Origin of the sequence: Streptomyces glaucus, assembly GCF_039533365.1 — a bacterium.
Lineage (GTDB): Bacteria > Actinomycetota > Actinomycetes > Streptomycetales > Streptomycetaceae > Streptomyces > Streptomyces glaucus.
Window position 1 is genome coordinate 58,079 of sequence record NZ_BAAATK010000012.1, and the last position, 19,712, is coordinate 77,790.

Genomic DNA, 19,712 nt, shown 5'->3' on the forward strand with positions numbered 1-19,712 from the left:
CGAAGGCGAACTCGTCGCCGCCCGGGCGCAGTTCGTCCCCGGTCCGGAGGGATTCGCCGCGGCGGGGGACCACGGCGCCGTCACCGGCCACGGCACGGCCCGCTCGCCCATGGGCGACGAGGTCCTCGCGGCTCCCGCGACCGTACGAGCGTCAGACGCACCGCTCCGACGAGGCCAGCCCGACGAACCCCGCCCACGCCGCACGCGACACCGTGACGACGGGCCCGGCGGCGGCCTTGGAGTCACGGACATGCACAGCAGCCGAACCGGCTGCGACCTCCACACATTGACCGCCCTCGGTTCCGCTGTAGCTGCTCTTGAACCAGACGAGGCCGGATGCGGCGGTCGAGGACTCGGCGTCGTTCATAGCGCCCCCAGCAACTCTTCGACGAACTTCATCGACTCTCGCGGACTGAGAGCCTGTGATCGGATGATCCCATAGCGTGCGGCTGCGAGAACCGTCTGTTCTGGGTCGGTCTCAAGAGCACTGGTCGCGTGCGTCTCGGTGTAGACGAACTTCTTGCCGTCTTTCCGGGTGACGACCGTGAACGGCCCGTTCACGCCTGCGTTCTCCTCACACTCGGTCGGCATGACCTGGATCTCGACGTTCTGCTTCTGGCCGATGAGGAGAATGAACTCCAGTTGTCCCCGCAGCACTTCCGTGCCGCCGTACCGATGCCGCAGCACCGCCTCATCCATCACGAAGCTCAACAGTGGGGCAGGCCGCCGGTCGAAGATGTCCTGCCGGGCCAGCCGAGCAGTTACCCGCTGCTCGACCGTTTCCGGGTTCAGGGGCGGACGCCGCATCGCGAGCAGCGCTCTCATGTACTCCTCGGTCTGGAGCAGCCCGTTGACGACGTGGGTGTCGTACATGAGCAGCTCAAGACATTCCTTCTCCAGAGCCGCCATCCCCTGGAAGAACACCGGATACTGGGCCCGCTCCACCTGCTCCTTCCACAGGCACAGCAACCCGCCCGCCCCCAGCACCTCGTCGGCCCGCTCGATCGTCCTCGGTGACGGAATCCGCCGCCCCTGCTCGAACGACGCGATCGTGGACGCCGAGTACCCGAGCCGCCGCCCGAACTCCTCGCGCTCCAGCCCCTCCCGCAGCCGCAGCGTCTTCATGGTCTGCCCGAACGCGACGACGACCCCTTTCCCCGCCTCGTCCTCCGGCCGCCGCCCGGCTCCGTCGCCGTGGTCCCAGCCGTCCCCGAGGCTCACGAACGCTCCCGCTCCGCCGTCGCCGCGCTCCCCGGGAACCGCCTCGGCCCCCGCCACCGCGTCCTCGCGCTCCGTCATGACCAACCACCGCCTCTCCTCGCTCAACGCCCCCGCGAGGGACGCCGTCACGGCACGCGGCTCGTACTCGCGCGGACGGTGCGCGTACAACCGCCCCCTGTCACCGCGTCACCGCTGGTGACGCTGCGCGACCGACGGGAGCGTGAGGGGCATGACGACGAAACCCGCCGATCCCGTCGGCGCCACCCGGCCCGCCGCCTCCAGTGCCCCCTCGAAGGCGCCCTTGCCGCCGGACCTCACCTTCGAGATGCGCTTCACCTCCACGCCCCGCGGAGCGCGCCTCGCCCGCCGCCTCGCCGCCGTCCGCCTGGACGCGGGGGGCGTCCCGTACGGCACCGACCCGCACGACGCGATCGTGCTGATCGTCGCCGAGCTCACCTCGAACGCCGTGCGCCACGGGCACGTCCCCGGCCGGGATTTCCTCCTCCGCCTGCACGCCGCCCCCGACGGCCGCACCGTACGCGTCGAGGTCACCGACACCCGTGCCGAACGCCACCCCCGCCGCCCCGCCGCCCCCGAGGACGCCGCCGGCCCCGAGGAGGCCGGCCGCGGGCTGCTCCTCGTGTCGCGGCTCGCGGCCCGCTGGGACTGGCACCCGTGCCCGGACGGTCCCGGCAAGACCGTCTGGGCGGAGTACGCGTTCCCGGCACGGTCCCGGCGGTGAACCCGCCCGGACCACCCGGAGCGGACCGGGCGAGCGCGGAGCGCACGGCCCGTGCCAGGTGACCGGCCGGCGATCCGACGCGTCCACAAGTCGCCTGCCCATGAGGAAGGCGACAGCCAGGGCCACCGGTCCTTCCGCACGGCAGGAGCCGCGCCGACCTCTGCGGTTCCCCTCGCCGACAGGCATCCCGGCGGCCCCGCTGCCCCGGCGCCTGCCGGTGCTCCCCCTCCCGCCGGCGCGCCCCGGGGCTGGGAGGGCGGTGAGGCCGGGACGCCCCCGGCGAGGGAGCGGGCGAGACACCCGGGTCGGCCGAAGGGACCGGACGGTCTCACCCTCCCGAGCGGCCCGCGGGGACGGCCTCGGGGCGCTGCAGCAGCGAGAACCGCGCCCCCTCCGGGTCCGCCACCAGGGCCACCCGCCCGCGGGCGCCGTCCCGGAGCGGCCCGAGGACGTGGCCGCCCAGGTGGACGAGGCGTGCCACGGCGTCGTCCGCGTCGGTCACCTCGAAGTACGTCATCCAGTGCGGACCCCGGTCGCGGGGCAGGGCGCTGCCCACGCCGCGGATCCCGGCGACGGGGCGGCCGTCCAGATGGAGGGTCACGTAGTCGGGATCGGCGCGGACCACCGGCTCCTGCGCGAAACCGAACACCGTCCGGTAGAACTTGGCGACGCTCTCGGCCTCGAAGGTCAGCAGCTCGTTCCAGGCGGGGGCGCCGGGCCCGCCCGCGACGGACGGGCCGGGGCAGGGCGCCGCCCGCCGGATGCCGAAGACCGCGCCGGCCGGGTCCGAGCAGATCGCCAGACGCCCCGCGCCGGGGACGTCCAGCGGGCCCACCCCGATCGTGCCGCCGCACAGCCGTGCCCTCCCGGCCGTCACGTCCACCTCGTCCGAGGCGAAGTGGGGCGTCCAGGCGACCGGCAGGCGCCGGTCCGGGGGCAGGCGGCCGATGCCGGCCACCTCGTGACCGTCGAGCAGGGCCCGCAGGCAGGGGCCGAGCCGCTGGGGGCCCGCCCGGAACTCCCAGCCGAACAGCGCCCCGTAGAACTCCTGGGCCGCGGCCGGTCCGCGCACCGTCAGGCTCACCCAGCAGGGCGTGCCGGGCGCGTGCCGGGCGGGCCGCTCGCCGTCCGGGCGGGCCGGCCCCCGTGCGTCGGTCATGGTCACTCTCTCCCCGGCCTCTCGCGGTGGCCGTGTCGCTTCCGCTCCGCCCCCCGTGCCGATGCCCGTGCCGGCCGTGGTGCGGCGCGCTTCCGGCGCGCCCCGAGGGACGGCCCCTGCCCGGAAGACGCCTGGTGTGCGGTTCCGTGTTCATCTCCGCGCGACGGCTGACGGACGCCGACCGTCCTTACATCATGTGTACGGTCCCGTACGGCCGGTGACCGGAGCCGCTCGGCGGGCAGAGTAGCCGGACACGGACGAGTCGGCCACCCCGTGCGCGAGGATGGTGGCCATGAACGCCATCATCTCCGCATCCGAACTCGCGAGCGCTCTGGCGGCGGGCGACCCGCCCGTCCTGCTCGACGTCCGCTGGCAGCTGAGCGTCCCCAAGGCGGCCGGGGAGCCGTCGTTCGACGGCCGCGCCGCGTACGGGGCCGGGCACATCCCCGGGGCGGTCTTCGTCGACCTGGACCGGGAACTGGCCTCCCCGCCCGGTGCGGGCGGACGGCATCCGCTGCCCGACGTCGCCGGGTTCGGCGCCGCGATGCGCCGGGCGGGCGTGTCGTCCGGGAGGCCGGTGGTGGTGTACGACGGCGGGCAGGGCTGGGCGGCGGCCCGCGCCTGGTGGCTGCTGCGCTGGACGGGTCACCCGGACGTGAGGGTTCTCGACGGCGGGTTGACGGCCTGGGAGGGGCCTCTGGAGACATCGGTGCCGACGCCCGCCCAGGGGGACTTCGAGCCGGCGCCGGGGGCCACCGGGCTGCTGGACGCCGACGGGGCCGCGGCGCTGGCGCGGTCCGGAGTGCTGCTCGACGCGCGCGCGGGGGAGCGGTACCGGGGCGAGGTGGAGCCGATCGACCCGGTCGGGGGCCACATCCCGGGTGCCGTCTCCGCGCCGACGACCGACAACGTGGGGGCGGACGGGCGGTTCCGGCCCGCGGAGGAACTCCGCGCGCGTTTCCGGGAGCTGGGAGTGTCCGACGGCACGGAGGTCGGCGTGTACTGCGGTTCGGGCGTCTCCGCGGCGCACGAGGTGCTGGCGCTGGCCGTGGCGGGCCTTCCGGCCGCGCTGTACGTGGGCTCGTGGTCGGAGTGGTCGGCGGACCCGTCGCGACCGGTCGCCGTGGGGCCCGATCCGCAGTAGCCGGTGCCGCGTACGGCGCGGTGCGTGGGCCGGCACCCGGCCCACGGCGGGCGGCGCCGCGGGCCCGGCCCCGGTCCGCGGGAACGGGCGTCGCACAGGACGGCGTGAGGGCCCGCACCCGACGGCGCGGACCCTCCTCCTCGTACGGCCCTCTACTCCTGCTTCTTGCGGCGCGTCCCGAAGACGATCTCGTCCCAGCTCGGGACGGCCGCCCGGCGGCCCGGGCGGACGCCGTCGGCCTCGGCCTGGCGGTCGGTGGCGCCGACGAGCCGGTCGCGGTGACTGCCGACGGAGCGCGGCATGAGCACGTCGGCGTAGGCGGCGCCGGCCGAGGCGGCGGGCGCCGGGGGCTCCTCCTCCACGGCCTCCTCGTCGGGCTCCTCCACGGACTCCGGGGAGCGCTCGGGGACCACCAGATCGCCCCGGAAGTTCGGCACCGCCTCCAGCAGGCTGGTCAGCGAGTCCCGTTCGTCCGTGCTCTCCTCGGCCGGCTCGGGGCTCTGCGCCGGCAGGGTCGGCCGCTCCCGGTCGTGGGACCGGTCCAGCGTCCGCTCGCGCGGCAGCCGGGCGATGCGCGGCACGAACGGAAAGCTGGGCTCCGGCGCGGCGAGGTCGTCGGACTCGCCGATCAGCGCGCGCGCCTCGTCGTCGACGGCCTGGACCAGCCGCCGGGGCGGGTCGTACGTCCAGCTCGCCGAGTGCGGTTCGCCCGCGACGCGGTAGACCAGCAGGACTTCCCAGGTGCCGTCGTCGCGGCGCCAGGAGTCCCACTGGACGGTGTCCTTCTCGGCGCCGCGCAGCAGCAGCCGCTCCTGGACGGCCTCGCCGAGCGGCGGGCCGGAGTTCTCGCCGGGGCGGCGGACCGGGGTCTTGCGGGCCCGCTCGGCCATGAAGGCGCGCTCGGCCAGCACGGGGCCCTCGAAACGGCGTACGCGATCGACGGGGATGCCGGCCATCTGGGCGACTTCCTCCGCCGTCGCGCCCGCACGTATCCGTGCCTGGATGTCGCGGGGGCGGAGATGGCTCTCCACCTCGATCTCGATCTGGCCGAGGCGGGGACGGTCGCCGCGTACGGCGGCGCGGAGGCGTTCGTCGATCGGAAGCGTGTACTCCGTTGAGTCCGCAGCCTTCAGCACCAGCCGTGTGCCGTCATTCGAGACGGCCACGACACGCAGTTCGGGCATGGGGACCTCCCGGGTGGTGCCTGCCGACGTCACGTGCGTCGCTGCTTCCGCTAGTCGAGTGTGGCCTGCCCGGGTGCAGCCTGCCACAACCTTGCCGAGTTGCCCGGCGTGTCGGGCGCGGGCCCTGGATCGCCGTTATGGCACGGTTACCTGTTCGCCACGCTAAGTGACCAACTCCGTCACCCTGTGCACCTAGCCCCCTTCCGGCGGTCCGTTCGGGTCCTGCGCACCCTGACGGGAGACCGGACCCAGGGCTCGCAACAGTACTCCATTCGGGCCACGTGCGTGGATTGGCACGCCGCCCGTCTTCCGGCAAGGGGGGCGACTTGGCCGCCGTGGCGCGAACTCCCCGGTCTCCGGCGTGGTGAATTTCACGCAATCGCCAGAAACGGAACTAATGGTTTCGCTTTTACGTCCCTTTCTTGCACAGTTGACTGATCGCGTCATCGATCAAGTCGAAATGGCCGATCAGGTACGGGAAAGGCAGGCAAGGTCCGGGGATGCGTGAAAGACCCGATGTCGTCGACGGGACGAGCGGCCCGCGGGAGGCGGAGAGGAAGCGGATCGACCTGAGCGTGCCGCAGGTGGCGGGCAGCGCCCTGGCGGCGGTGGTGGCCGCCGGACTCGCCTCCTGCTTCGGCGTCTACGGCACGATCCTCGGAGCCGGCGTGGTCAGCGCGATCGCCACCTGCGGCGGCACGCTCTTCCAGCACCTCCTCAAACGCACCGGCGAGCAGTTCCGGGACGCCGCCGCGGCCCCCGGGCGGCCCGGGGCGCAGGCGCCGCCCGCGCCGGGCGAGTTCACCGGGGGGACCGTCTACCGCGCCCGGGCCGGTGGCCGGAAGCGGCCGGTGCTCGCCGCGATCCTGGTCTTCGGCGTCACGATGACCGCGATCACCGCGTACGAACTGGCGTCGGGCCACCGCCTCGACGGCGGGCGGAGCACGACCGTCGGCGGCGTGCTCTCCGGCCCCGGAGCGTCCTCCTCGCGCTCCGGGGAGCCGGAAGGCTCCGACAGCTCCGGCGACCCCGACGGCTCCGGGGGCTCCGCGTCCCCCGCGGATCCGGACGCCGGCGACGAGGCGCCGCCGGCCACCCCGTCCGGCGCCCCGTCCGGGACCGGTGGCACCGCCCCGTCGGGCGGTGCCTCCCCGGACGGCGGCACCGCGTCGAGCCCGGCGCCGAACCCCACCGGAAGCCGGGACCCCGGCGGCGACTCCGGCGGCGGCACCGCGTCGAGCCCGGCCCCGAGCGCGTCGGCTACGGCCCCAGAACCCTCCGCAGATAGTCGTTCTGGAACCGCCGGTCCGGGTCGAGACGGTCCCGCAGCGCCGTGAACTCGCCGAAGCGGGGATACACCCGGGAGAGGTACGCGGCGTCCCGGGTGTGCACCTTGCCCCAGTGCGGCCGCCCCCCGTGCGCGGTGAAGATGCGCTCGGCGGCGGTGAAGTACGCCCGGTAGGGCGTGCCCCTGAACATGTGGACGGCGACGTACGCGCTGTCCCGGCCCGAGGCCGTGGAGAGCGGGATGTCGTCGGCCGGGGCGGTGCGCACCTCGACGGGGAAGCCGATCCGCAGGGACGAGCGGTCGACCAGCGCCTTCAGCTCCCGCACCGTGCCGACCAGGGCCTCGCGCGGAACGGCGTACTCCATCTCCACGAAGCGCACCCGGCGGGGCGACGTGAAGACCTTGTAGGGGATGTCGGTGTAGGTCCGCGCGGACAGGGCCCTGCTGGAGATCCGCGCGATCGCGGGCACCGCGGCGGGCACCGCGCGGCCCACCCGGCTGACCACCTCGAAGGCCCCGTTGGAGAGGAACTCGTCCTCGAACCAGGCCCTGGCCCGCCCCACCGGCCGCTCGGGGCCCGCACTGCGGTTGTTGCGTTTGGTGTGGGTGTTGCCGGTGTGGGGGAACCAGTAGAACTCGAAGTGCTCGTTCTCGGCCCACAGGGCGTCGAAGTCGGCGAGGACCCGCTCCAGCGGCATCGGCTCCTCGCGGGCCGTGAGCAGGAAGACCGGCTCCACGGCGAAGGTGATCGCGCTGACCACGCCCAGGGCGCCCAGGCCGATGCGGGCGGCCGCGAAGACCTCCGGGTTCTCCCTCGCGGAGCAGGTGAGCACGGAGCCGTCCGCCGTGACCAGCTCCAGGGCCCTGATCTCGGCGGCGATCGAGCCGGACTCGCGGCCCGTGCCGTGCGTGCCGGTACTGGTGGCCCCGGAGACCGTCTGCTCCATGATGTCGCCCATGTTCGTCAGCGACAGGCCCTCGCGCGCGAGGGCCCTGTTGAGCCGCTTGAGCGGGGTTCCGGCCTCGACCGTGACCGTCATGGCCGCCCGGTCGATGCCGCGTATGCCGGTCAGCAGGTGGGGGCGTATCAGCACCCCGTCGGTGGCGGCCACGGACGTGAAGGAGTGCCCGGTGCCGACGGCCTTCACCCGCAGCCCGTCCTCGGCGGCCCTCCGCACGGCCTCGGCCAGTTCGTCGACGGAGGCGGGAGCGACCTCCCGCGCGGGACGCGCGCGGACATTGCCGCCCCAGTTACGCCACGTGCCGTTCGTCCCGTTCGCCGTGCTGCCCAACGGTGCCTCCCCGACCCGGAGCCGGCCGCTTGAGCCGGCGGTACCCGAGGAAACCGACCACGACCGCGACGCCCCCGGCCACCGCCGGGACCCCGTACCCGGCGCGCGCCCCGGCCGCGTCGATCACCCAGCCGGCCGCGGAGGAGCCGACCGCGACCCCGACCGCGAGCCCGGTGCTCACCCAGGTCATGCCCTCGGTCAGCTGCGCGCGTGGTACGTGCTCTTCGATGAGGGACATCGTCGTGATCATCGTGGGAGCGATCGACAGGCCCGCGACGAAGAGTGCCACGGCCAGAAACGGCAGGTTCCCGACCAGTAGGAGGGGGATCATACTCACGCCCATCGCGCAGACGCCCAGCAACCAGCGGTACTCGGGCGCCCCCGTGAAACGCAGCAGCCCGAACACGGCCCCCGCCACGCAGGAACCGGCCGCGTACACCGCCAGGACGACGCTCGCGGCGCCCTTGTGGCCCCGCTCGTCGGCGAAGGCGACGGTGACCACGTCGACCGCCCCGAAGATCGCCCCGGTCGCCACGAAGGTGGTCACCAGCACCTGCAGGCCCCGGGAGCGCAGCGCCGAACCGCCGCCGTGCCGCTCACGCGGGTGGGGTTCGGGCTCGGTGGCGCGCTGCGCGGTCAGCCAGAAGACGCCGGCCGCCAGGAAGCAGGCGGCCAGCAGCGGCCCGGCCTCCGGGAACCAGGCCGTGGACAGGCCGATGGAGATGATCGGCCCGAAGATGAAGCAGATCTCGTCGACGACGGACTCGAAGGAGTACGCCGTGTGCAGCTGCGGGGTGCCCCGGTACAGGGCCGCCCAGCGCGCCCGGATCATCGCGCCGACGCTCGGCACGCAGCCGACGCCGACGCAGCACACGAACAGGAGCCAGTCCGGCCAGCCGTAGTGCGCGGTGAGCAGGAGCCCGGCCGCGGCGACGAGCGAGACGAGCGTCGCCGGGCGCAGCACCCGCCGCTGCCCGTACTGGTCCACCAGGCGCGAGATCTGCGGGCCGGCCACCGCGGCGGCGAGCGCGATGGTCGCCGACAGGGCGCCGGCGAGGCCGTAGCGGCCGGTCAGCTGGGAGACCATCGTCACCACGCCGATGCCCATCATCGACAGCGGCATACGGCCGAGGAAGCCCGCGGCGGAGAAGGCCTTGGAGCCGGGAGCGGCGAACAGGGCGCGGTAGGGGCTGGGCACGGGCTTCTCCGGCGGGTCCGGTACGGCACGGTCGAAGGGCTCCCGGCCGGCGTGCTGGGAACCGGACCGGGGGCAGGGCGCGGCAACAAGCTGAGTAAGGCGTGAACCCAGCCGATACAGATTACCGGTTAGGTAACCCTAATGCACTCCCGGTCCGGGGCCGGAGGCGGGGCCCGGCACCCGCCGTTTCCCGGCTGTCCGTGCCGGGTGGCAGGATCGAGCCATGCCAGACGTGCTCCATGCCACCCCCTACGACGCCTTGCTCCTGCTCTCGTTCGGCGGCCCCGAAGGCCCGGACGACGTGGTCCCGTTCCTGGAGAACGTGACCCGCGGACGCGGCATCCCCAAGGAACGCCTGAAGGAAGTCGGCCGGCACTACTTCCTGTTCGGCGGGGTCAGCCCGATCAACGACCAGAACCGCGCCCTGCTGGACGCCCTGCGCAAGGACTTCGCCGACCACGGCCTGGACCTGCCGGTCTACTGGGGCAACCGCAACTGGGCCCCGTACCTGACGGACACCCTGCGCGACATGGTCCGCGACGGCCGCCGCCGCATCCTCGTCCTCGCCACCAGCGCCTACGCCTCCTACTCGGGCTGCCGCCAGTACCGCGAGAACCTCGCCGACGCGCTCGCCGCCCTGGAGGCGGAGGGCCTGGAGCTGCCCAGGATCGACAAGCTGCGGCACTACTTCAACCACCCGGGCTTCGTGGAGCCCATGATCGACGGGGTGATCCGGTCCCTCGCCGACCTTCCCGAGGAGGTCCGGGACGGCGCGCACATCGCGTTCACGACCCACTCGATCCCGAACTCCGCCGCGGACACCTCCGGCCCCGTCGAGCAGCACGGCGACGGCGGCGCCTACGTCAGGCAGCACCTGGACGTCGCGCGGCTGATCGCCGACGCCGTCCGCGAGCGCACCGGCGTCGACCACCCCTGGCAGCTCGTCTACCAGTCCCGCTCCGGCGCCCCGCACATCCCGTGGCTGGAGCCCGACATCTGCGACCACCTGGAGGAGCGGCACGCGGCCGGCGTCCCGGCCGTCGTCATGGCCCCGATCGGCTTCGTCTCCGACCACATGGAGGTCCTGTACGACCTCGATACGGAGGCCACGGCCAAGGCCGAGGAGCTGGGGCTGCCGGTGCGCCGCTCGGCCACCGTCGGCGCCGACCCGCGGTTCGCCGCCGCGATCCGCGAGCTCGTCCTGGAGCGGGCCGCCGCCGAGCGCGGACAGCGCGTCACGCCGTGCGCCCTGGGCACGCTCGGCGCCGGCCACGACGTCTGCCCGGTGGGCTGCTGCCCGGCCCGTGCCCCGCGCCCCGCCGCCGCGGGCGCCGACAGCCCCTACGCGTGAGGAGCCCCGTGACCGACCCCCTGCACGAGGAACTGCTCGGGCTCGCCCGGGAGGCCGCCCGCCGCGCGGGCGAGCTGCTGCGGGACGGCCGCCCGGCCGACCTGGCGGTCGCCGCCACCAAGTCCAGCCCGATCGACGTGGTCACCGAGATGGACATCGCGGCGGAGAAGCTGATCACCGGCCTGATCGCGGACCGCCGTCCGGACGACGGCTTCCTCGGCGAGGAGGGCGCCGCCACCGAGGGCACCAGCGGGATCCGCTGGGTGATCGATCCGCTCGACGGCACGGTGAACTACCTGTACGGCCTGCCGACCTGGGCCGTCTCCATCGCCGCCGAGCGGGACGGGGAGACGGTCGTCGGCGTGGTCGCGGCCCCGATGCGCGGCGAGACCTACCACGCGGTCCGGGGCGGGGGAGCCTGGGCGACCGGCGCCTGGGACGGCGAGCGGCGGCTCGCCTGCCGCCCCGCGCCGCCGCTGGACCAGGCCCTGGTCTCCACCGGCTTCAACTACGTCGCCGAGGTCCGCGCCCACCAGGCCGAGGTCGCGCGGAGGATGATCCCGCTGCTGCGCGACATCCGGCGCGGCGGCTCGGCCGCGGTCGACCTGTGCGACCTCGCCGCGGGCCGCCTCGACGGGTACTACGAGCGCGGACTGAACGCCTGGGACTTCGCCGCGGGCGACCTCATCGCCCGGGAGGCGGGCGCGCTGACCGGCGGACGCCCCGGAGAGCGCCCGTCGCGGGAGCTGACGGTCGCGGGCACACCGGGCGTCTTCGAGCCCCTCCAGCGGCTCCTGGAGGACTTCGGCGCCTGGCACGACTGACGGCACCGCCGCGCCGGCCCGCGTGCTCGCGCGAGGGCCGGCGCCAGGAGCGGGCCGGTGACCGCGAAGGGCCGACGGCGCGTGGACGCGGCCGCCTTCCGACGGGACGGGGCCCCGGCGGTGGCACCGCCGGGGCCCCGTCCCGTCGGGCCGGTCAGACGCCGGACGCGCCGACCTCCACACCGTGCTCGGCGGCGAGGCGGCGCAGGTCGTCGAGCTCGGCCAGCTCCACTTCGACGAGGAAGTCGTCGCCCTCGTCACGAGCCCGCGACAGGTCGGACTCGGTCGCCTTTATGCGCTGCAGAAGTCCTGCGGTGAAAGCGTCCATGCTGCGCCCCCTCGTCCTGGGTCGTGGGTCGGTGGCACGGGGGTGTGCCGGTTCGGGAGGGGCGATCACGTCTCCGGTGGGCGCCCGGCGCGCCGCTCCGCCGGGCGGCGGCGGCGCCGGACATCCACGCCCGCCCTGCGGAAAGCGGAGTGCTGTGCACCGCGCGGTGGTGCGGTACATGCAGAGCGTGATCGCGGGGTGTAAACCCGTCCTCCCCCTGCTCCCTCCCGCGGAAACCTCGGCCGCCCGAGAATTTCCTCCGCCGCCGGTTCCCAGGTCCGCCCGGCCCGGCCCCCCTCCCCCTGCCTTACAGCCGACTTACGGACGAAAAGTGCAGGATGGAGGCAACACACCCACGGACACCCCGCCCGCGTGCGGCCCCCCACGCCGCCGTGCGGACGGACACAGGAAGGACAAGCGACGTGCGCGTACTCGTCGTCGAGGACGAGCAACTGCTCGCCGATGCGGTGGCCACCGGACTGCGCCGGGAGGCCATGGCCGTCGACGTCGTGTACGACGGTGCGGCCGCCCTGGAGCGCATCGGCGTCAACGACTACGACGTGGTCGTCCTCGACCGCGACCTCCCGCTCGTGCACGGCGACGACGTCTGCCGCAGGATCGTCGAGCTCGGCATGCCCACGCGCGTGCTGATGCTCACCGCCTCCGGCGACGTCAGCGACCGGGTGGAGGGCCTGGAGATCGGCGCCGACGACTATCTGCCCAAGCCCTTCGCGTTCAGCGAGCTCATCGCCCGCGTGCGCGCCCTCGGACGGCGTACGAGCGTGCCCCTGCCGCCCGTCCTGGAGCGCGCCGGGATCAAACTCGACCCCAACCGCCGCGAGGTCTTCCGCGACGGCAGGGAGGTCCAGCTCGCGCCCAAGGAGTTCGCGGTCCTCGAGGTGCTCATGCGCAGCGAGGGCGCGGTCGTCTCCGCGGAGCAGCTCCTGGAGAAGGCCTGGGACGAGAACACCGACCCGTTCACCAACGTGGTGCGGGTCACCGTCATGACCCTGCGCCGCAAGCTGGGCGAGCCGCCCGTCATCGTCACCGTCCCCGGCTCCGGCTACCGGATCTGATCCCCGTGGCCACGACACCCGCGCCCCCTCAGGCGCCCCCCAAGCCCACCTGGGACCCCCGCAGGCCGGTGCAGCCCTTCCCCTGGCTGCGGCCGACCATCCGGATACGGCTCACGCTGCTGTACGGCGGCATGTTCCTGATCGCCGGCATCCTGCTGCTGTCGATCATCTACCTGCTCGCCGCGAGCGCCCTGAACGTGGGCAGCGACCTGCCCTTCAAGATCCTCTCCGGCCAGGTGTCCAGCAAGACCTGCAACCTGGGCCCCTCCCCGCTGCCCGCGGACGAGCTCAACGAGGCGCTGGGCGCCTGTGTGAACGAGCAGCGCCAGCACGCGCTGGACACCCTGCTCAGCCGCTCCCTGCTGGCCCTCCTCGGCCTCGCCGTCATCGCCTTCGCCTTCGGCTACGCGATGGCCGGCCGGGTCCTGTCGCCGCTGGGCCGGATCACCCGCACCGCGCGCGCGGTGGCCGGCTCCGACCTGTCCCGCCGCATCGAGCTGGACGGCCCGGACGACGAGCTGAAGGAACTCGCCGACACCTTCGACGACATGCTGGAGCGGCTGCAGCGCGCCTTCACCGCCCAGCAGCGCTTCGTCGGCAACGCCTCGCACGAGCTGCGCACCCCGCTCGCGATCAACCGCACGCTCCTCGAGGTCCATCTGTCCGATCCCGGCGCCCCGGTGGAACTGCAGCAGCTCGGCAAGACGCTGCTGGCCACCAACGAACGCAGCGAACAGCTCGTCGAGGGCCTGCTGCTGCTCGCCCGCAGCGACAACCAGATCGTCGAGCGCAAGCCGGTCGACCTCGCCGAGGTCGCCTCGCAGGCCATCGACCAGGTGCGGGCCGAGGCGGAGGCCAAGGGCGTGGAGATCCGCGGCGAGCGGCAGCCCGTGGTCGTCCAGGGCAACGGCGTGCTGCTGGAGCGGATCGCCCTGAACCTCGTGCAGAACGCCGTGCGCTACAACGTCCCCGAGGACGGCTGGGTCGAGGTCACCACCGAGGCGCAGCACGGCCGGGCGGTCCTGGTCGTCTCCAACACCGGCCCGGTCGTGCCGGCGTACGAGGTCGACAACCTCTTCGAGCCGTTCCGGCGGCTGCGCACGGAGCGCACGGGCAGCGACAAGGGCGTCGGCCTGGGCCTGTCCATCGTCCGCTCCGTGGCCCGGGCGCACGGCGGGCACATCTACGCCCAGCCGCGCGAGGGAGGCGGGCTCGTGATGCGAGTCACGCTGCCCATCTGAGATCATGCCGTCGATCGTCCCGCCGACTTCCACCGATGTTCGCTTTGCGCGGAATTTTCGGAAGGGCGCGCCGACGCTCGCATGTGTGATCGATCACAACGGCGTTTTTCCGGTCGTCTACTCTCCGTGGTCGCGTACGCCCCTGGAAAGTCGGGAAAATCCTGGTTTTCAGGGGTCCTGATCACGGGAAGTACACGGTGAGACGCCTTTGAAGTGCGGCCTTCGGACCGTGTACGGTCCCCATCGCCATCCAAGCCGATCACCCCTGAGGGGTCCGGTTGGGTGTCGATTGAGTAACAGACCTTGATGTGAGGCAAAATCTCCGCCTCGGGTCGGGCACAAGTCCGGCCTCTCACGCGTTACGTGCGCTGGAGACACCGCAGACACCCAGAGGGGGAGAGCGACATGGCAACCGATTACGACACTCCACGCAAGACCGACGACGACGTCGACTCGGACAGCCTCGAAGAACTGAAGGCCCGGCGGAACGACAAGTCGGCCTCCTCCGTGGACGTCGACGAGTTCGAGGCCGCCGAGGGCCTCGAACTGCCCGGCGCCGATCTCTCGAACGAGGAGCTGGCCGTCCGGGTGCTGCCGAAGCAGCAGGACGAGTTCACGTGCATGAGCTGCTTCCTGGTGCACCACCGCAGCCAGCTGGCCCGGGAGAAGAACGGCCAGCCCATCTGCCGCGACTGCGACTGAGGGCGGGTCGGCCGTGACTGGCTCGACCCCTCCTTGGAAGCGCCGCTTCTCCAGGGGAGCGGACCGAGGGCCGTCCGACGGCCCGCACGGCACGCGTGACGACGGGCGAGGCTCAACCGACACCGGAGCGGCCTCGCTCGGACCGGCGGCCGGCCGGAGCGACCTCCCGGCGCCCGCGGAGGCCCCCGAGCCCGTCGCCCGACGCCGGACGGCGGTGATCCGGGACCTGACCAGGCGGGGCGTCCGCAAGGGCGGCGACCGCGCCCGGGCGGGCCTCGGGCACCTCGCCGACCGGATCATCGACCTGGCCCCGCGGGTCCCCGTACGGGACCTGGCGACACTCCGCAGGCAGTTCCCCGGTCTCGGGCCCGAGGAACTCGCCGACAAGCTCGTGGCGGGCGCCGCCACGGCGACGGCGACGGTCGGAGCGGGCATCGGCGCCGCGGCGATGCTGCCCGTACCGCCCGCGATGCCCGCGGAACTGGCCGCCGAGATCACCGGGGTCGCGGCGATCGAGCTGAAGCTGATCGCCGAACTCCACGAGGTGTACGGCGCGCGACCGCCCGGCAACCTCAAGCAGCGCAGCACCGCGTATCTGAACGCCTGGTCGGACGAGCGCGGGATCGACGTGACCAAGCCGTCGACGCTGAGCACGGCGATGAACGGCCATGTGAAGCGCCAGCTGCGTCAGCAGATCATGAAGCGGATGGTGCGCAACCTGCCGAACCTGATGCCGTTCCTGGTGGGCGCGACCGTGGGGGCGGTCATGAACCGGCGGGACACCAGAAGACTCGCCGCCCGCGTCCGGGAGGACCTGCGCCGGACGCAGGTGCCGTGGGAGGCGCTCGACGGCCTTCCGGACCTGGAACGCCCGGCGGACGCGCTGGAGATCGGGGAGCGTCCCGAGAACCCCTCGCACCGCGGGGGAGACGGACGCTGAGCCCTGCCGTCGGCCGCGCTACTGCGCCGTCTGCGCTGCCCGCGCCGCCTTCAGCGCCTGGGCCAGCCGCTCCGGCTCGCGGGTCGACAGGTAGAGGTACGGCGTCGGATCGTCCGGGTCGGTGACCTCGACGCGCAGGGCCGTGGGGATGTAGGCGCGCAGCAGCAGGAAAGCCCGGGTGTCGGCCTTGTACGTGCGCCAGGCGCGCGCCTCCTCGGTGTCCAGCGCCTGGGCCTCGCCCAGCGCCGTGACCGGGATCCGGGCGTCGCCCGCGATCAGCGAACCGCCCACGACCCGGATGCGGACCGAGCCGTAGGAGCTGACGACGACCGCGGCGGCGGCCGCGCCGCCGGCCAGCCCGCCCAGCATCGGCAGCGTGCCGAAGGGGAGCAGGATCAGGCCCAGGGAGACCCCGGCCAGGAACGAGACGATCCACCACGAGCGCGGGGCGGTGAGGCGTTCTTCGTACGGGGCGGCGGAGAGCTGCATGAAGCCAAGCTTGGCACGGTGTCCGGCTCGTGCCGGAGCCGGGGCGGCCGGCGCGGAGCGCTGTCCGGTGGGGCGGTGGTGGGTGACGGGCGGGGGCGGGGGTCGGCGCGGAGCGCTGTCCGGTAGGGCGGTGGTGGGTGACGGGCGGGGGCGGGGGTCGGCGCGGAGCGCTGTCCGGTGGGGCGGTGGTGGGTGACGGGCGGGGGCGGGGGTCGGCGCGGAGCGCTGTCCGATAGGGCGGTGGTGGGTGACGGGCGGGCCGGTAAGGTCTGCGCCTGTGAGTGGTACTTCCGCAGCTCTTCAGCCTCCCGCCGATGCCGTGGAACCGGTGCGGCACCCCGACGCTCCCGCGCCCGGTGAGCTGCTGGGCGCGCACTACGACGGGTGTTTCGGGTGCGGCGGCGGGCAGCCGCACGGGCTGCGCCTGGCGGCGCGGGCCGGCGAGGGCGTGTCCCTGACCGCCGAGTTCACCGTGCGGCCCGCCCATCAGGGCGCTCCCGGCCTGGCGCACGGCGGGGTGCTCGCCGCCGCTCTGGACGAGGCCCTCGGCTCGCTGAACTGGCTGCTGGGGACGATCGCGGTGACCGGGCGGCTGGAGACCGATTTCATATCTCCCGTGCCGGTCGGCGCGACACTGCATCTGGAGGCCGAGGTGACCGCGGTCGCGGGCCGGAAGATCTACTCCACCGCGACCGGGCGGATCGGCGGTCCCGACGGGCCCGTCGCCGTCCGTGCCGAGGCCCTCTTCGTCGAGGTGAAGGTCGACCACTTCATCGACCACGGCCGCGAGGAGGAGATCCGGGCCGCCATGAACGATCCGGTCCAGGTCCGCCGCGCCCGCGCCTTCGAGGTGAACCCGTGAGCCGGGGCCCCGTGGACGTGCTGATCCGGCGTGTCGACCCGGACGTACCGCTTCCGACGTACGCGCATCCCGGTGACGCGGGGGCCGATCTGCGCACCACCGAGGCATGCGAACTGGCGCCCGGGGAGCGGGCCGTCCTGCCCACGGGCGTGTGCGTGGCGCTCCCGGAGGGGTACGCGGCCTTCGTGCATCCGCGCTCCGGTCTCGCCGCCCGTTGCGGTGTCGCCCTCGTGAATGCCCCGGGGACGGTTGATGCCGGGTACCGTGGGGAGATCAAGGTGATCGTGGTGAATCTCGACCCGCGCGAGCCCGTGCGGTTCGAGCGCTTCGACCGGATTGCCCAACTGGTCGTCCAGCAGGTCGAGAGGGTCCGCTTCCAGGAGGTCGCGGAGCTTCCCGACTCGGTGCGGGCCGAGGGGGGCTTCGGGTCCACCGGCGGCCACGCCGCGGTGGGCGACGCAAGCGGCACAAGCGGTCAGGCCGCCGTGGGCGGCACGACGGGTGGGAATCGATACGCTTCGGTCGTATCCGACCGGGAAGGACAGTGACGTGTTCGGACGTCGCAAGAAGAAGGGTGCCGCCGAGGGCGCGGCCGGCGAGGCCGAGCAGGTCGTCGACAGCGTCGACACTGAGGCGGACGGCGAGGCCGAGCGGGTGAGGCTCGAACCCGAGCCGCGGCCCGACGGGCCCTGGGACAGCTCCGAGGTGCGCAACCCCGGCGAGGGCCGCGTCGATCTGGGCGGACTGTTCGTGCCGGGCGTCGAGGGCATGGAGCTGCGGGTGGAGGTCGCGGGCGACGCGATCGTCGCGGCGACCGTCGTGCTGCGCGACAGCGCCATCCAGCTGCAGGCCTTCGCCGCGCCCAAGCGCGAGGGCATCTGGAGCGAGGTGCGCGAGGAGATCGCGGCCGGCATCACCCAGCAGGGCGGCATCGTCGACGAGGTCGAGGGTCCGCTGGGCTGGGAGCTGCGGGCCCAGGTGCCGGTGCAGCTGCCGGACGGCACGGGCGGCTTCCAGGTCGTGCGGTTCGTCGGCGTGGACGGGCCCCGCTGGTTCCTGCGCGGCGTGATCTCGGGCCAGGGCGCGGTGCAGCCGCAGGCCGCGGGGCTGCTGGAGCAGATCTTCCGGGACACCGTCGTGGTCCGCGGCGACGGTCCGATGGCGCCGCGCGACCCGATCGTCCTCAAGCTGCCGAACGACGCGCAGATGGTTCCCGAGAACGTCCAGCAGGAGGAGACCGGCTCCCGCTTCGCCGGCGGCATGGGCCAGCTGCAGCGCGGACCGGAGATCACGGAGGTCCGGTAGGAACCGGGCCGGAGGAGACGCGTCAGGGCCGCGTTCCCGCGAGGGGGCGCGGCCCTTCGCCGTGTGCGGATGCGCGGGTCCGTCGGCGGGCACCGGCGGATCCGTCACCGTTCGTCCCTCCGTGCGCGGACGGACGGTGGACGGACGTACGGGCTCGTCGACCGTGCGTGTGATGGTTCGGGGCGTCGGCCGATCGTCCCGCCCGCCCCGGGAGCGGGGAGTCCGATCGGCGTGTGTCAGCTCCGCCGGCCCGGGCAGGTCCGCCCGGGCCCGGTGCCGTCACCGGGGCCAAGGGGCAGCTGGACTTCGCCCGCGGCCGGGTGATCGCCGGCGCCCAGCCCTGGAAGGGAGCCTTCGACCGGATGACGGCGAGCAGGTACGCCGATCCGAACCGCGTCCCGAAGCCCCGCGCGATCGTCGAGTGCGGCTCGTACTCGAACCCCGACAACGGCTGCACCGACGAGCGCGAGGACGCGATCGCCGCCTACACCCACGCTCTCGCCTGGTACATCACCCGCGACGAACGGCACGCGCGGAAGGCCATCGAGCTGATGGACGCCTGGTCCGCCGTGATCCGGGACCACACCGGCAGCAACGCGCCCCTGCAGACCGGCTGGGCCGGCTCCTCCTGGCCCAAGGCCGCCGAGATCATCACGTACACGTACCCGGGGACCTGGGCGAACGCCGGCCGTTTCGCCACCATGCTCCGCACCGTCCACCTGCCCGAGGTGATCAACGGCTCCCACTCCAACGGCAACTGGGAGCTGTCGATGACGGAGGCCGCCGTCGGCATCTCCGTCCTCCTGGAGGACAAGGCGTCCTACGACAGGGCCATGGCCGGGTTCCGCACCCGTACGGCCGCCTACGTCTACCTGGCCTCGGACGGCGAGCTGCCGAAGACGGTGCCCGGCCAGAACCTCGACAGCCGGGAGGAGATCGTGCGGTACTGGCAGGGCCAGTCCACCTTCGTCACCGGCCTCAGCCAGGAGACCTGCCGCGACTTCACCCACACCGGATACGGCCTGTCGGCCATCTCGCACATCGCCGAGACCAGCCGGATCCAGGGCCAGGACCTGTACGGCACCGACGTCGGTGAGCGGCTGCGGCACGGGCTCGGATTCCACGCCAAGTACCAGCTGGGCGCGGCCGTGCCCAGCTGGCTGTGCGGCGGCTCCCTCACGCCGGGGCTCGGCCCGGTCACCGAGGTCGGCCACAACGCGCTGGCCAACCGGCTCGGACACGCCATGACCAACACCGGGACGCTGACCCTGCGGAACCGCCCGGCCGGCACCAACAACCTCTTCGTCGCCTGGGAGACGCTGACCCACGGGGACAACCCCGCCTGACCGCCGGCGGGGGCCGAGGA

The 19,712-nt window shown here is 73.5% G+C and carries 21 protein-coding genes; 13 read left to right on the plus strand and 8 right to left on the minus strand.

Features of this window, described 5'->3' with window-relative positions:
• Nucleotides 1-151: 151 nt before the first annotated feature.
• Nucleotides 152-367 carry a DUF397 domain-containing protein gene (locus tag ABD363_RS12010; RefSeq protein WP_344602440.1) on the minus strand — a complete coding sequence of 72 codons (216 nt, stop codon included), beginning with the start codon at nt 365-367 and terminating at the stop codon, nt 152-154.
• Nucleotides 364-1,299: a helix-turn-helix domain-containing protein gene (locus tag ABD363_RS12005; RefSeq protein WP_344602442.1), complete on the minus strand. Its 936-nt coding sequence runs from the start codon at nt 1,297-1,299 to the stop codon at nt 364-366. Before ABD363_RS12005 ends, ABD363_RS12010 begins: the two co-directional genes overlap by 4 nt.
• A 151-nt stretch (nt 1,300-1,450) precedes the next feature.
• On the opposite strand from ABD363_RS12005, the gene ABD363_RS12000 reads away from it, so the two are divergent.
• A complete protein-coding gene (locus ABD363_RS12000; RefSeq protein WP_344602444.1) occupies nt 1,451-1,963 on the plus strand; it encodes an ATP-binding protein in 513 nt (170 codons plus the stop codon).
• Between the two features lie 328 nt (nt 1,964-2,291).
• On the opposite strand, the gene ABD363_RS11995 is transcribed toward ABD363_RS12000, so the two are convergent.
• Nucleotides 2,292-3,122 (minus strand): VOC family protein, encoded by an 831-nt coding sequence (locus tag ABD363_RS11995; protein WP_344602446.1) that lies wholly within the window; start codon nt 3,120-3,122, stop codon nt 2,292-2,294.
• Nucleotides 3,123-3,414: 292 nt separating this feature from the next.
• Here ABD363_RS11995 and ABD363_RS11990 point away from each other — a divergent pair, with 292 nt between their 5' ends.
• Nucleotides 3,415-4,266 carry a sulfurtransferase gene (locus ABD363_RS11990; protein ID WP_344602448.1) on the plus strand — a complete coding sequence of 284 codons (852 nt, stop codon included), beginning with the start codon at nt 3,415-3,417 and terminating at the stop codon, nt 4,264-4,266.
• Between the two features lie 152 nt (nt 4,267-4,418).
• Here ABD363_RS11990 and sepH read toward each other — a convergent pair whose 3' ends face one another.
• Nucleotides 4,419-5,450, minus strand: a complete 1,032-nt coding sequence (gene sepH, locus ABD363_RS11985) for a septation protein SepH (protein ID WP_344602450.1) — start codon at nt 5,448-5,450, stop codon at nt 4,419-4,421.
• A gap of 500 nt (nt 5,451-5,950) precedes the next feature.
• On the opposite strand from sepH, the gene ABD363_RS11980 reads away from it, so the two are divergent.
• The gene (locus tag ABD363_RS11980) at nt 5,951-6,787 is read left to right on the plus strand and encodes a hypothetical protein (protein WP_344602452.1); all 837 of its coding nucleotides are present in this window, start codon (nt 5,951-5,953) and stop codon (nt 6,785-6,787) included.
• Here ABD363_RS11980 and ABD363_RS11975 read toward each other — a convergent pair.
• A complete protein-coding gene (locus ABD363_RS11975; RefSeq protein ID WP_344602454.1) occupies nt 6,711-8,030 on the minus strand; it encodes a D-arabinono-1,4-lactone oxidase in 1,320 nt (439 codons plus the stop codon). The genes ABD363_RS11980 and ABD363_RS11975 overlap by 77 nt on opposite strands.
• Nucleotides 7,990-9,228 (minus strand): MFS transporter, encoded by a 1,239-nt coding sequence (locus tag ABD363_RS11970; protein WP_344602456.1) that lies wholly within the window; start codon nt 9,226-9,228, stop codon nt 7,990-7,992. Before ABD363_RS11970 ends, ABD363_RS11975 begins: the two co-directional genes overlap by 41 nt.
• A 223-nt stretch (nt 9,229-9,451) precedes the next feature.
• Between ABD363_RS11970 and ABD363_RS11965 the strand changes: the two genes are divergently transcribed.
• Together ABD363_RS11965 and ABD363_RS11960 are read left to right on the plus strand one after the other, a co-directional pair.
• Nucleotides 9,452-10,579 (plus strand): ferrochelatase, encoded by a 1,128-nt coding sequence (locus ABD363_RS11965; protein ID WP_344602457.1) that lies wholly within the window; start codon nt 9,452-9,454, stop codon nt 10,577-10,579.
• Nucleotides 10,580-10,587: 8 nt separating this feature from the next.
• Nucleotides 10,588-11,403 (plus strand): inositol monophosphatase family protein, encoded by an 816-nt coding sequence (locus ABD363_RS11960; protein WP_344602459.1) that lies wholly within the window; start codon nt 10,588-10,590, stop codon nt 11,401-11,403.
• A gap of 154 nt (nt 11,404-11,557) precedes the next feature.
• On the opposite strand, the gene ABD363_RS11955 is transcribed toward ABD363_RS11960, so the two are convergent.
• On the minus strand, nt 11,558-11,731 hold the full coding sequence (locus tag ABD363_RS11955; protein ID WP_344602461.1) for a hypothetical protein: 174 nt from the start codon (nt 11,729-11,731) through the stop codon (nt 11,558-11,560).
• A gap of 422 nt (nt 11,732-12,153) precedes the next feature.
• Between ABD363_RS11955 and ABD363_RS11950 the strand changes: the two genes are divergently transcribed.
• The 4 genes from ABD363_RS11950 (at nt 12,154) to ABD363_RS11935 (ending at nt 15,690) form a co-directional block, all read left to right on the plus strand.
• On the plus strand, nt 12,154-12,807 hold the full coding sequence (locus ABD363_RS11950; RefSeq protein ID WP_004982445.1) for a response regulator transcription factor: 654 nt from the start codon (nt 12,154-12,156) through the stop codon (nt 12,805-12,807).
• Between the two features lie 5 nt (nt 12,808-12,812).
• Nucleotides 12,813-14,048 carry a sensor histidine kinase gene (locus ABD363_RS11945; protein WP_344602465.1) on the plus strand — a complete coding sequence of 412 codons (1,236 nt, stop codon included), beginning with the start codon at nt 12,813-12,815 and terminating at the stop codon, nt 14,046-14,048.
• A gap of 405 nt (nt 14,049-14,453) precedes the next feature.
• Nucleotides 14,454-14,750, plus strand: coding sequence for a DUF4193 domain-containing protein (locus ABD363_RS11940; RefSeq protein WP_043504706.1), 297 nt, complete (start codon nt 14,454-14,456; stop codon nt 14,748-14,750).
• Nucleotides 14,751-14,763: 13 nt separating this feature from the next.
• A complete protein-coding gene (locus ABD363_RS11935) occupies nt 14,764-15,690 on the plus strand; it encodes a hypothetical protein (RefSeq protein ID WP_344602467.1) in 927 nt (308 codons plus the stop codon).
• Nucleotides 15,691-15,708: 18 nt separating this feature from the next.
• Here the strand turns inward: ABD363_RS11935 and ABD363_RS11930 are convergent, their stop codons facing one another.
• The gene (locus ABD363_RS11930; RefSeq protein ID WP_344602469.1) at nt 15,709-16,179 is read right to left on the minus strand and encodes a DUF3093 domain-containing protein; all 471 of its coding nucleotides are present in this window, start codon (nt 16,177-16,179) and stop codon (nt 15,709-15,711) included.
• A 277-nt stretch (nt 16,180-16,456) separates the two neighbouring features.
• On the opposite strand from ABD363_RS11930, the gene ABD363_RS11925 reads away from it, so the two are divergent.
• The 4 genes from ABD363_RS11925 (at nt 16,457) to ABD363_RS11910 (ending at nt 19,692) form a co-directional block, all read left to right on the plus strand.
• Nucleotides 16,457-17,041: a PaaI family thioesterase gene (locus ABD363_RS11925; RefSeq protein ID WP_344602471.1), complete on the plus strand. Its 585-nt coding sequence runs from the start codon at nt 16,457-16,459 to the stop codon at nt 17,039-17,041.
• Nucleotides 17,038-17,589, plus strand: a complete 552-nt coding sequence (gene dut / locus ABD363_RS11920) for a dUTP diphosphatase (protein WP_344602473.1) — start codon at nt 17,038-17,040, stop codon at nt 17,587-17,589. Before ABD363_RS11925 ends, dut begins: the two co-directional genes overlap by 4 nt.
• A 1-nt stretch (nt 17,590) precedes the next feature.
• Nucleotides 17,591-18,346 carry a DUF3710 domain-containing protein gene (locus ABD363_RS11915; RefSeq protein ID WP_344602475.1) on the plus strand — a complete coding sequence of 252 codons (756 nt, stop codon included), beginning with the start codon at nt 17,591-17,593 and terminating at the stop codon, nt 18,344-18,346.
• 233 nt (nt 18,347-18,579) lie between these two features.
• Nucleotides 18,580-19,692, plus strand: coding sequence for an alginate lyase family protein (locus tag ABD363_RS11910; RefSeq protein WP_344602477.1), 1,113 nt, complete (start codon nt 18,580-18,582; stop codon nt 19,690-19,692).
• Nucleotides 19,693-19,712 lie beyond the last annotated feature (20 nt).